The sequence below is a fragment of the Bacillus badius NBRC 15713 genome (assembly GCF_001591605.1).
Classification (GTDB): domain Bacteria; phylum Bacillota; class Bacilli; order Bacillales; family Domibacillaceae; genus Pseudobacillus; species Pseudobacillus badius.
In genome coordinates this window covers 106,430-117,903 of record NZ_BCVF01000009.1, presented here as the reverse complement: position 1 = coordinate 117,903, position 11,474 = coordinate 106,430, and the positions used below count along the sequence as shown (strand labels likewise).

8 protein-coding genes are annotated in these 11,474 nt (G+C 46.1%); 7 read left to right on the top strand and 1 reads right to left on the bottom strand.

Annotated features, from left to right (window positions below):
• Positions 1-144: 144 nt before the first annotated feature.
• The gene (locus BBA02S_RS07040) at positions 145-1,374 is read right to left on the bottom strand and encodes an MFS transporter (RefSeq protein ID WP_052477351.1); all 1,230 of its coding nucleotides are present in this window, start codon (positions 1,372-1,374) and stop codon (positions 145-147) included.
• Between the two features lie 183 nt (positions 1,375-1,557).
• On the opposite strand from BBA02S_RS07040, the gene sbnA reads away from it, so the two are divergent.
• The 7 genes from sbnA to BBA02S_RS07005 are packed head-to-tail and all read left to right on the top strand — an operon-like array spanning position 1,558 to position 11,209.
• Entirely contained in the window at positions 1,558-2,559 is a 1,002-nt protein-coding gene (sbnA, locus tag BBA02S_RS07035) for a 2,3-diaminopropionate biosynthesis protein SbnA (RefSeq protein WP_052477352.1), read from the top strand.
• Between the two features lie 17 nt (positions 2,560-2,576).
• Entirely contained in the window at positions 2,577-3,590 is a 1,014-nt protein-coding gene (sbnB, locus tag BBA02S_RS07030; RefSeq protein WP_041098713.1) for a 2,3-diaminopropionate biosynthesis protein SbnB, read from the top strand.
• Positions 3,591-3,610: 20 nt separating this feature from the next.
• Positions 3,611-5,473 (top strand): IucA/IucC family protein, encoded by a 1,863-nt coding sequence (locus tag BBA02S_RS07025; RefSeq protein WP_052477353.1) that lies wholly within the window; start codon positions 3,611-3,613, stop codon positions 5,471-5,473.
• The gene (locus BBA02S_RS07020; RefSeq protein ID WP_041114107.1) at positions 5,461-7,266 is read left to right on the top strand and encodes an IucA/IucC family protein; all 1,806 of its coding nucleotides are present in this window, start codon (positions 5,461-5,463) and stop codon (positions 7,264-7,266) included. The genes BBA02S_RS07025 and BBA02S_RS07020 overlap by 13 nt, the downstream gene beginning before the upstream one ends.
• Before the next feature lie 19 nt (positions 7,267-7,285).
• The gene (locus BBA02S_RS07015; protein WP_052475198.1) at positions 7,286-8,527 is read left to right on the top strand and encodes a type III PLP-dependent enzyme; all 1,242 of its coding nucleotides are present in this window, start codon (positions 7,286-7,288) and stop codon (positions 8,525-8,527) included.
• Entirely contained in the window at positions 8,520-10,445 is a 1,926-nt protein-coding gene (locus tag BBA02S_RS07010) for an IucA/IucC family protein (RefSeq protein WP_052477354.1), read from the top strand. The genes BBA02S_RS07015 and BBA02S_RS07010 overlap by 8 nt, the downstream gene beginning before the upstream one ends.
• Positions 10,442-11,209 carry a ParB N-terminal domain-containing protein gene (locus BBA02S_RS07005; protein ID WP_041098717.1) on the top strand — a complete coding sequence of 256 codons (768 nt, stop codon included), beginning with the start codon at positions 10,442-10,444 and terminating at the stop codon, positions 11,207-11,209. The genes BBA02S_RS07010 and BBA02S_RS07005 overlap by 4 nt, the downstream gene beginning before the upstream one ends.
• The last annotated feature ends 265 nt before the right edge of the window (positions 11,210-11,474 follow it).

The window sequence follows — 11,474 nt, the reverse complement described above, 5'->3', positions numbered from 1 at the left end:
CCATTCCAATCAAGTGCACAAAAAGAGGGCAGCTGGACAAAGAACTTAAGGTTCGGAATAAGATCATTCTGCCTCCCTTTTGCCAACAAGCGGCGACTGACAGACCGCCTGTCAGCTTTTCTTTTGACTAAATAAATAATAGGACTATTTATGCTTTTCATATGGCTTCACATTCAAGAAAAGCGCTTGCTTCGATCCTAACGTGCTGTACCAAACTAATATAGAGCTGCTGATGAAAACAAATCCCATAAGAACAAATACGACAGGCATGTCCAAATAGCCGGCAAGCAGCGATCCCAGAAAGGAGCCTATAATTTGCCCAATGACTAGCACACTATTTGTGGCACCGATGCGCACACCTTGACTGTTCTGCCTGGAGGTTTGCATCACGAAAAAGAGAACGGTTTGGATTAACGCACTAAAGAAAAAGCCTTGCAGGAACCTGATAAACAAAAGCCAGCGGACATCTTGCGTGAAGGCTTGCAATAAGACAAAAAGTCCACAAAGACTGGCTGCAAAAAAGAAATTCTTCTCCACCGAGGAAGAATCATTTCTCTTCCCCCACCAAGGTGAACCGACAATTTCCCCCATCGATGTAGCGGCTATTAGCAACCCAACCCAAATAGCCGCTTGTTCCGGCACAATGGATTTAATATAAGGAGAAAAGATCGTAAAGATTCCGAAATCCCCGATTTTTGCTAAAATTCCCGCTAAGATAAACAGCCTGACTGTGCGGTCCCGAAATAAACTATGGAACGCCGCGGATACACGGTGTGTATTTTGGTGGTTCAATTTTTTTCTTTCTCTTTCTTTTAAAACGAACACGGAAAGAAAGGCAAACATCATAATTAAAGACCCGGTGAAAAGCAGCAAGAAGCTAAACCCCCACACTCCTGCGAGCAGACCGCTCATTAACGGTCCCGCTAACAGCCCTATGGAACTGGCCGACTGTAAGTGGCCGAGAATTTTCCCCTGTTTATTTTTAGGCACCTCTAAAGCTACAAAAGCAGCACTTGCATCTGAAATCCCCCCGAAAGCCCCTTGGCACAGGCGGCATAGAAAAAGCTGAAAAGGAGTTTGGGCGATCCCCATTAAAAAAATGCTGATTCCAAGCCCAAACAAAGCCCTGATAACCATCCATTTTTTACTCCAGCGGTCAGTAAGCTTTCCCCAAAACGGCGTACAAATAGCGTAAGAAACAGCGGGGGCAGAAACGGCCAGACTGCTCCAAAGCAAGAGAGCTTTCGTATCATGAACACCCAATCCCTCCAGGTAAAGCGGCAGGAAAGGGCTAATGCCCGTGAGGCCAGCAGAAGTCAGGAAACGGCCCATCCATAAAATAGTGATATTAGTATCCTTGTTTTTGTCTTTCATTCCATCGGTTCCTTTCTGCTGATAAAAGAGAGCGGGTGATTGGAAACAATTATTTCAAAATCCATAATAAATCATCACTTCAAATTTTTGTATAAGCCAGAAGTCTCATTGACAATGATTATCATTCTCTCTTATCATCTTAATTGAAAGTGATTTTCATTATCGTCAAACAGGAGGGTTTTTATGATTGAACTGTTGAATCAATCTTTTGGCAAAGAGGGAAGAGTAGCTGATTCTATTGTGTCTTGTATAGGCAATACTCCTTTAATTCAACTGAGTCGGCTTTTTTCCCAGAACAATGTCGAGGTTTTAGCCAAGCTTGAGCTGATGAATCCAGGGGGAAGCATGAAGGATCGTTCGGCTAGATTTATTATCGAGCAAGGATTGCGTGAAGGGCTGATCCAGCGAAACTCTCACATTATTGAAAGCACCTCCGGAAACTTTGGAATTGCTTTGGCTATGGTTTGTAAAAGCTATGGCCTGACTTTTACAGCAGTGGTCGATCCAAAGATCACTAAAGCTAATTTGACTATTTTAAAGCTGCTGGGAGCCCGGATTGAGATGGTGGATGAACCAGACGATCAAGGCGGATATCTAAAAACACGAATTGCACGCGTCCAGCAATTGTTAAGAAGCCATCCGAAAGCCTACTGGATTAACCAGTATGCCAATGAATGGAACTGGCAGGCTTATTATCAAGACACGGCAGATGAAATGGTAAAGCAAATAAACGGGCCAATTGACTATTTAATTGCTGCTGTGAGCACAACAGGAAGTATTCTAGGCTGTGCCCGCCGGATTCGCCAAGATCACCCGAACGTGAAAGTGATCGCAGTAGACGCTGTAGGGTCCGTCATTTTTGGAGCGCCTGCAGCCAAACGGGAGCTCCCCGGCATTGGTTCCAGCCGGATCCCAGAATTATTAAATGAGGAGGAAATTGACGAAATTATCTATGTAAACGATATGGAGTCTGCTCAAGGATGCCGGGATTTACTTAGCAAAGAAGGTATTTTCGCCGGCGGATCATCGGGCTCGGTTGTCGCTGCCTTGAAAAAAATAATCCCTGACCTAAAATCCTCATCACGCATCCTCACCATTTTGCCAGACCGGGGAGAGCGTTATTTGGATAGTGTGTACAGTGAAGAATGGGTTCAAAACCTATCACAAAACACCACAACTAATTGAAAAGAGGAGAAAAAGAAATGAATCAGCCATCTATTTGTTATTTAAGCAAAAGTGATATTCAACAAGCAGGAGGGGGATCTTCTGACCTTTATGTTACGGCTCTTGAGCGGGCTCTTCGGCTTCATGCCAAAGGCGAGTTTGTTCAGCCCTTAAAGCCGTACTTGAGAGCTAATGGAAAAGAGGGACATATCGCAGACCGCATTATTGCCATGCCGGCGCATCTTAGCGGCGAATCGCCTGTATCTGGAATTAAATGGATTGGCAGCAAGCATGACAACCCGGTTAAGAGAAACCTGGAACGCGCCAGCGGCCTGCTTATTTTAAATGACCCGCAAACGAATTATCCAATAGCCGTTATGGAAGCCAGTTTAATCAGTGCCATGCGTACGGCAGCCGTTACGGTAATAGGAGCCAACTATCTTGCCAAAAAAAACTTTCAGCAAATCTCCTGTTTAGGCTGCGGCATCATTGCCAAAATGCAAGTCACTTCCATGCTTGAACAATTTGAGCAAATTCGCAAGGTCCATCTCTTTGACTTGAACGAAGCATCTGCCCGAAAAATGGCCCAACATATTCAATCGCAGTTTGAACAAGTCGAGGTATGTGTGGCAGACAGTGCAGAGAAGGCCGTCCGCCAAGGAGAAGTCGTCATTACAGCAACCGTCACGGATCAGCCTTACATTCCATTTGAATGGCTGCAGAAAGGGGCATTTATAAGCAACATTTCCATTATGGATGTCCACAAAGAGGTATTCCTTCAAGCGGATAAAGTCATTGTCGACGATTGGGAGCAGGCGAATAGAGAAAAGAAAGTCATTCATCAGCTTGTTGTAGAAGGCAAGTTTTCCCGCGAGCAACTTCATGCTGAATTAGGAGAAATTTTGATTGGCAAAAAGGCCGGGCGGGAGTCAGAGGAGGAAATCATTCTTCTGAACCCAATGGGAATGGCGATTGAAGACATTTCAAGTGCCTATGAGGTTTACCGGAGGGCGATTGCTAACAATATTGGAACAGCTTTGAGCCTGTATTAAAGGCAAGGGAGGAAAACAACATGCACTCTATGCAGATCAACAGCAAGACGTCTGTTCACACCATTCGGAATGCCGCTCAGCGTTCAGCTATTGAGCGTCTGTTAAACACCTACTTGCGTGAAACCGGAATGACAGACCCAAGAATCCATTCTTTAGATAGCCTGCCGCAGTTTTCCGCTGTCTTTAAAGACAGCCACTCTGATGAAGAACCTATGCGTATAGTGCTTCCAAGAGCCAAAGCTGCAATCGCGGGAACAGTCCTTTATCTTTCACCTTTTGGCCATCATCGCTACGGAGAGTCTTTTTGGCTTGAAGAAATGGATAAATCAAGCATTCGAAAGATTGAACGGCTTCATGATCTGGCTGAAATTGTATTACTGGAACTTTCTCACGACCTGCCTGATGAACTGGATAGACAAAATAGAGTGAGCGAGATACTTGCCCATATCGAGAATTCTTTGCAGAAAACAGAAGTCTATATGCGGCATCAGCTGAACAGTCTCCCATTTTGGAAGGCAGAAGGGGAAAAGAAATTTGCCGCGGCGGAACAAGCTTTACTGTCCGGCCATCCGTTTCATCCTGCTCCTAAAAGTTCACAAGGATTTTCTGCTGATGACCTGGCCCGCTACGCACCGGAGATGTCCGCTTCTTTCGCCTTGCATTATTTTGCTGCAGAGCCGGGCTTAGTGGAGGAAGAAGCAGATGAAACAGAGGAGATGCTGCTGCCGGAACAAGTACTGAAAGAAGCCCGGCAGAAACTGGGCGAAACACAGCAGCATTATCGGTTATTGCCATGTCATCCCTGGCAAGCTCAGTACGTAAAAGGCTGGACCGAGGTTCAGGAATTAGTAAAGGCCGGAAAGTTAGTAGATTTAGGCCCGCTGGCAAATCCGGTTTACCCTACTTCCTCTGTACGGACCGTATGGGACCCAGCACACGGTTATTTTTTTAAGCTCCCGCTGAATGTCCGTATTACAAATTTCGTCAGAGTGAATCCGCCGGAACAGTTAAAACGCACGGTAGATGCCAGTCGGTTGTTGAAGAAAGTATCAGAGCAGCTTCCTTATGATCATTTTACAGTCCTTGCTGAAGAAGGCTATAGAACCTTAAATATCCCGGCAGTGAATGAGCCGGATCAGCTGAAGATCGCTGAAAGCTTCGCCGTGATCTTCCGGCAAAATCCTGCAGTTCAGCCTTTTGCGGAAAGTACGCCGTTCGTTGTCGCCGGCCTATTGGAAAAGCCAATGAATGAGCCGGAGCCCCCATTAATGCAAGCTATACGATCCGCTGTAAACGATGGGGAAAAAGCCCTTTCCTCTGATTTACTAACAACATGGCTTGAACGTTACTTGGAGATAGCGCTGCGGCCATTAATGTACTTGTTTGCAGAATACGGAATCAGCCTAGAAGCCCATGTCCAAAATTCCATGGTGACATTACAGGATGGCTGGCCTGTTCACTTTTATGTAAGAGATCTTGAGGGAGTCAGCATCAGCCAGGAGCGGGCGGCAGAGCTGGGCTATTTTGATGGAATAATCGATCCGCATAGCGCTGCTTTATATCCGGATGCCGAAGCCTGGCACCGATTGAAGTATTACGTGCTCGTCAATCATTTCGGTCATCTGCTTCATACACTCGCCTTTTATGGAGGGGCGGATGAACGAAAGCTCTGGAAAATAGTCGGCGAATTCCTTCAGTCTTCGGGCTTATTCGATCAAGACAGAGGCCTGCCTTACTTACGAAGTCTTCTTGAGGAGGAGCATTTGCCGGCCAAGGCCAATTTAATCAGTTATTTTCAAAAAAGAGGGGAAAAGCCTCTCTATGTTCCAGTCCCGAACCTTTTAAGGAAACGAGAGGAGGACATTTTACCATGGAAGATCTGACTGTAACATTGGCGGAGGCCATTCAATCTGATCAATATATCCAAGTTCGAAGAAGAATATTTAGGCAATTGATCGAATCATTGATATATGAAGGAGTCATCTTTCCTGACATAGAGACCGATCAAGACGGACAAGTCTTCCTTATCAATGGAAAAGATCAAAAGGGCCGACCGGTTCAATACAGATGCCGCGGTGTTCAACGATTTACATTCGGGCGAATCCGGCTAAGTGATACACCTGTGGAAAGACGATCAGACAGACAACGAACCGAAGCGCAGTCATTGTCCCAATTTCTTTTGGATATTCAATACAGCCTCCAAGCGGATGAAGATAAGATCGCCGCTTTTGCAAATGAATTAGAAAGAACCCTGTTTCATGATACGCATGCCCAATATACACGGCAGCACAGGAACATCCATGTACGGAATGCTGAATACGACGAGTGGGAAAGCGAGGTGATGGACGGGCATACCTACCACCCAAGCTACAAATCGAGGATCGGATTTAGCTTTGAGGACAACTGGCGCTATGGACCCGAATTTAAGCAGGCCATTCAGCCTTTATGGGTTGCTGCTCATAAAAGTGAAATCAAGCAATCTATTTCAGCACGTCAATCTTACCGGGATTTTTTGCTAGAAGAGCTGGGTGCTGGCCGGCTTTCTGCCTTTGAAGCAAGACTCCGGGAGATGGGGGTGTCTGCTGAGGAGTATGTTTTTTTGCCTGTCCATCCTTGGCAGTGGAACAACATCATCACCACTTCCTTTTTGAAAGACCTGCGGGAAAAACGCGTTATTTTTCTCGGTACATCGGGTGATTATTATCGATCACAACAGTCTATTCGCACATTAGCCAATATGACTTCACCTGCAAAGTGTTATTTAAAACTGGCCATGAGCTTAGTGAATACATCTACAGGCCGGATACTGGCTCCCCACACCGTACAAAATGCAGCTGTCATTTCAGATTGGCTCAAAGAAATGGTGGAAGAGGATGAATTCTTACTAAAAGAGGCGCGTGTTGCATTGCTTGGCGAGACAATAGGGATATGCTATGATCCGCCTTCCTTGTCAGCATCCGCCCGTTCATCGACATACGGGGTATTAAGCTGTATTTGGCGGGAGAGTGTCCATTCACTTTTGGAGCCGGGGGAAGAAGCCGTGCCATTCAGCGCGCTATCAGCATTGGATGCGGATGGCAGGCCGTTCATTCAAGAGTGGGTGACTGAATATGGAGCGGAAAGCTGGCTGCGCCGCTTATTCGAAGCAAGTATTCTGCCGGTTGTTCATTTTCTGTATGCCCATGGGGTCGCCCTTGAAACTCATGCTCAAAATATGATTTTGATCCATGAGAAGGGGATGCCTAGGCGTGTAGCTTTAAAGGATTTTCATGACGGCATCCGCTTTTCCAAAAAGCATCTGATGCATCCCCAAAAAGCTCCCTGCCTGCAGCAGACACCGGATTACCATGCGCGGGTCAACCGAAATTCCTTTCTCGAAACAGATGATATAGCAGCTGTGCGGGATTTTATGCATGATGCTCTTTTCTTCATCAACATAGGGGAATTAGCGATTTTTATGGCTGATCATTTTGGATACGACGAGCGCAAATTTTGGGCTCTTGTACGAACAGTATTGGAAACGCATCAACAGCGATTCCCTCAACTGGCTGAGAGATATCAGTTGTTTAATTTATTTGCACCAACTGTACAGGTAGAACAATTAACGAAGCGGCGGCTGTATCCTGATACCGAAATCCGGGTTCATCAGGTAAGCAATCCGTTAGGTACTAGTTAATATAAAAGGGGGGTTCTTCATGACATCCATTCATGAGTACATTCAACAAGCCAAACTAGATGATGACAAAGCTTTTTGCGCTTTTTTATATGATATGCGTGCTTTAACACGCCACGTTCAGCATCGGGTGAGCTCTCTTCCCGAAAAGTGCCGGATGTTCTACGCTATCAAGGCTAACTCGGACACACCTATTCTCCAAGCCCTTTCATCGATTGTTCATGGATTTGAAGTAGCATCCATTGGTGAGATACGTAAAGTCCGCGCTATTTCAGCAGATATTCCCATTCTGTTTGGAGGCCCAGGCAAAACAGATGAAGAAATTCACGAAGCGATCGAGCAAAAAATCAGCCTGCTGCATGTGGAGAGTCTGCATGAGCTGCGGCGGGCTAGTTATATTGCCAAACAAAAGGGAGCCATCCTTCCGATTCTTCTGCGCGTGAATTTACACTCTCCGCTTCCTGAAGCGACTTTAGCGATGGGGGGAAGGCCCACTCAGTTTGGCATTGATGAACGCAATATCGGCGAAGCGATCAAGCTGGCAGTCGCTTTAGAGGGTGTACGTTTAGAAGGGTTTCACTTACACTCATTATCTAATAATCTGGATGCCTTCCAGCATGCCCAGCTTGTGAAGAACTATTGTCAGAAAGTCAAAGAATGGGTCGAGGAATTTAACCTGACTATTTCTTATCTCAATGCCGGCGGAGGCATCGGGGTCAATTATCAGCAGCTCGACCAGCAGTTTAATTGGGAATTATTTATTGATCAATTGAAGCCGGTCCTTGCTTCTCATCAACTGGGGGATATAGACATTATTTTTGAATGTGGCCGTTACTTAACAGCCGGATGCGGTTATTATGCAGCAGAGGTGCTGGATATAAAACAAAATCACGGAAAAAACTATGTCATTATCAAAGGCGGGACGCACCACTTCCGTCTGCCTGTTTCTTGGCAGCATAGCCATCCTTTTGAAATTATACATATGGACCAGTGGAATAATCCGTTTGCCCGCATAGAGCTGACAGATAGCGAAATCACCATAGCTGGACAATTATGCACCCCAAAAGATGTACTGGCAAAGGACTGCCGGGTTGCTCGCGTCCGCATCGGGGACATTGTTCTCTTTCGCTACACGGGAGCCTATGGGTGGGCTATCTCGCATCATGATTTTCTCAGCCATCCGCACCCCGACCACTTCTATATCGGAACTTTAGACGAAACGGCTGCCGGATTGAAAAAGGAGCTGATCGCATTCAATGAATAAAGCAGCTGTAATGAATAAACGACAAGAACGAGGTGTTTTTATGAACGGTAATGAGATCCAGCACGGACAGCCTTTTCCGGAGTATGATGGTGTACTGCAATCCGAATCATTCAGCCAAGTCCGAAGACGGATTTTCCGCCAATTGATTGAATCACTCCTTTTTGAGGGAATTATGGAGCCAGAAGTAACGATCACGAGTGAAAATGAGCGCACCTATGTGCTGCAAGGAATGGATGAAGCAGGAAACGCTGTCTATTATCAATGCCAAGGAAAACATCCAGGCAGTTTTGGACGTATCCGGCTAACTAGCGAGCCGGTGAAACGGATCGCACAAAATAAAGAGGAGGAGGCTCATTCATTAACCGCATTCTTACTGGAGACCTCCCGTTTGATGAATAACGACAGCCCGATGTTGTCGTTATTTATAGAAGAAATCAATCAAACCCTTCTAAAAGATGCGTTTGCCCAGTTCTGCCGCGGGCAGCAGCCGGCACTACAAAAACCGGACTACGATGAACTAGAGGGGGACATCATGGATGGACACCCTTATCATCCATGCTACAAGTCGCGAATCGGCTTTGACCTTGCTGACAATTGCACGTACGGTCCAGAATTTAAGCCAGTCATTCAGCCTGTTTGGGTCGCTGTGAAAAAGGAAGAAGCAAAGATTTCTGCTGCAAAACAGCTGGATCATGCTGCGTTTTTGCAGGAGGAGCTCGGTGAAAAAACCTTCAAGCGTTTTGTCTCTCTTTTAACTCAAAAAGGGCGGAGCACAGAAGAGTATACTTTCATTCCTATTCATCCTTGGCAATGGCGGGAGCAAGTTTCAACAGGGTTTATTGAGCCGTTTAGCGATGGGCGGCTGATTTATTTAGGCGAGGGAGAAGACCTTTACCGGCCGCAGCAATCTATCCGCACCTTGGCCAATTATTCTTTTCCAAAGAAGGCTTATATCAAGCTGCCGCTCAGCATCACAAATACTTCAACAGGAAGAATCTTGGCCCAGCATACGATTCTAAATGCCGCCAGATTATCTGATTGGCTCGGAGAGATTTTGGAAAGTGATTCTTATTTAAAAGAGACATGCCGCCTCATCCTTCTCAAGGAGATTCTTGGCGTCACATATGATCACCAAAGCCTGCCCGATCCAATAGAGACCCAAGTGTACGGAACCTTGGGGGCTATCTGGCGAGAAAGCTTGCATTCGTACCTTGAACCTGGTGAAGAGGCGCTGCCGTTTAATGCACTGGCCACTGTTGACATCAACGGAAAGCCTTTCATTGATCCGTGGGTCCGTGAGCTTGGCATCAGCTGCTGGTTAAAAGATCTGCTCCAAGTATCAATTGTGCCCTTGATCCACCTTCTATATAAACATGGTGTTGCCATGGAGTCACACGCACAGAACATGATACTGATTCAGCAAGAAGGAAGGCCCTCCCGGATTGCTTTAAAGGATTTCCATGATGGCCTCCGGTTTTCAAGAGACTATTTGCGCGATCCTGATCGCTGTCCGAATATCGTGCTGCCTCCTGGAAATCACCCCCGCCTAAACAGGAATTCTTTTATCGAGCTAAGGGATCCAACGGCCGTTAAAGACTTTTTCCAGGACGCCTTCTTCTTTATTAATCTGGGTGAACTGGCCTTCTTTTTAGAGAAACATTACAGCTGGCCAGAAGAGGACTTTTGGGCGTTGATAGCGGAGATTATTTCTGACTATCAATCCCAATTTCCCGGCTTGGAGGAACGTTTTGCTGTCTTTAATTTATTTTCAGAAACAATGGAGGTGGAGCAATTAACTAAAAGAAGATTATTTGCCGAGGAGGGGACCAGATCGCAGCCAGTTCAAAATCCTTTATATGCTTTTCGGCAAAAGGCGGCCCAAAATCAATCAAAGGAAGCAGGGATCGATCAACCATGAACATTTTATCTTCTTTACAAATAATCAACATAGATGCCATTTGCCTGCATGAAGACCACGAACCGCAGCGCCTGGACAAAACATGCAAGGCGATTCAGCAGTCAGGAGAACTTTGTCACCCGCCCATTGCCATGCAGATGCGCGACGGGCGTTACCTAATCTTAGACGGCGCACACCGGACAGGGGCTCTACAGCGAATGGGGTGCAAAAGGATTCCCGTTCAGTTGGCCAGAGCGGAGGATATTATGCTTGAGGCTTGGGATCATATTGTCTCTGCCGGTCCATGGCTTTCGGCTTTAAAGCAACAAGGTCATGTATATGAGGACGTCCGTTCTCATGATCAGCCGGCTATCGTTACAATCACAGCAGATGATGGGAGCACGTATTGCTTAGCTCCTCGAAACGATAAGGCCCATTGGTGGCAACGGCTGGAAATTTGGCATCAAATTGTGGATTCCTATAGTCGGCATGGGGCAGTTACACGGGTAGCGCAGAACAGCAGTGCCGCTTTAGAAAAAGGGCAGGTGCGCGTCACTTCTCCTGTCTATACCATGGCGGAGCTTGAAGAAGTGGTATTAGCAGGGAAAACAATGCCCGCCGGAGTCACCCGTTTTAAGATCAACGGCCGTCTGTTGAATTTAAAAATTCCTCTTCATTGGCTGGCCGATCCTATGTTTGATTCCGAAGAGTGGGAGTCTTATCTTTCCCGGCGGGCAAGCTCTATCCGGCTATATTCCGAAAGCATTTATCTTTGTGAAGCCTGAATCCTGGCTAAAAAAACGGAAACCAGTAAAGGGTTTCCTCTCAGATCGCGGATGCGACCTGCTGATTTCCATTCCAGGCGGCTGTACAGAGATAGTGAAGTTGTTAAAACATGAAATTCGTTTTATTCCGCAATCGGGCCCTTTAATTTAATAGAATCAGTCTGCACAAAAGTCGCTTTCCTTATATAAGGAAAGCGACTTTTCAAATTGATTTTCCCTTGTTCTCAAGCTTTTCACTTTAAGTTCCTTTGACTAATTTTGAACA

Excerpts from the sequence above, each read along its gene's own strand:
- BBA02S_RS07040 (WP_052477351.1), bottom strand. The coding sequence starts at position 1,374 with ATGAAAGACAAAAACAAGGATACTAATATCACTATTTTATGGATGGGC.
- sbnA (WP_052477352.1), top strand. The coding sequence starts at position 1,558 with ATGATTGAACTGTTGAATCAATCTTTTGGCAAAGAGGGAAGAGTAGCT.
- sbnB (WP_041098713.1), top strand. The coding sequence starts at position 2,577 with ATGAATCAGCCATCTATTTGTTATTTAAGCAAAAGTGATATTCAACAA.
- BBA02S_RS07025 (WP_052477353.1), top strand. The coding sequence starts at position 3,611 with ATGCACTCTATGCAGATCAACAGCAAGACGTCTGTTCACACCATTCGG.
- BBA02S_RS07020 (WP_041114107.1), top strand. The coding sequence starts at position 5,461 with ATGGAAGATCTGACTGTAACATTGGCGGAGGCCATTCAATCTGATCAA.
- BBA02S_RS07015 (WP_052475198.1), top strand. The coding sequence starts at position 7,286 with ATGACATCCATTCATGAGTACATTCAACAAGCCAAACTAGATGATGAC.
- BBA02S_RS07010 (WP_052477354.1), top strand. The coding sequence starts at position 8,520 with ATGAATAAAGCAGCTGTAATGAATAAACGACAAGAACGAGGTGTTTTT.
- BBA02S_RS07005 (WP_041098717.1), top strand. The coding sequence starts at position 10,442 with ATGAACATTTTATCTTCTTTACAAATAATCAACATAGATGCCATTTGC.